This window comes from Oleiphilus sp. HI0123 (assembly GCF_001635315.1).
In genome coordinates, this window is the sequence record NZ_LWGE01000051.1 from 1 (window position 1) to 569 (window position 569).

The window sequence follows — 569 nt, forward strand, 5'->3', positions numbered from 1 at the left end:
TTACGGTAAAGGTACGCCCACCAAGGCGATTACGAGCTTCTAATATTAGTACTGATAGCCCAGCTTGCCTGAGCTCACGGGCAGCGGTAACCCCGGCAAAGCCACCACCAATAACAATGACATCATAGTCATACTTGTCGATTTCTCTATCCGTGGAATCTTTGCTAGCTGTAGCATTGACGCTATTCCCCCCGGCAGTTAGGGCGACTGCGCCGAGAGCCCCCAACCCATTTTTTAGGATGCTGCGTCGGTTCAGGCCTTGCCTAGTTGTCTTATAACGTTTCTTACCCACAGTGAACACCTCTTTTAAATACTGGATAATATTTTTAACATGAATTATTAATATTGATCAATATTTAATATACTATCGGGATAGTTTAGGTTGTTATTGTTTATAGGTTCAAAAGAGTATGCCGAAAATTGTAGATCATGAAGAAAGGCGCGCGGCCATTGCCCGAGGGGCGGTAGAAGCCATCGCTAATTATGGTATTCACAAGGTAACCATGATTAAGTTCGCCGAAGCCGGTGGCTGTACAGAGGGCATGGTCAATTATTACTTCGATAATAAA

General features: G+C 44.3%; 1 protein-coding gene. It reads right to left on the minus strand.

Annotated elements, in window-relative coordinates; genetic code table 11:
* The coding region (locus A3761_RS28305; RefSeq protein WP_231881096.1) for an FAD-dependent oxidoreductase at positions 1 to 292 on the minus strand (292 nt) is incomplete at its 3' end.
* Positions 293 to 569 lie beyond the last annotated feature (277 nt).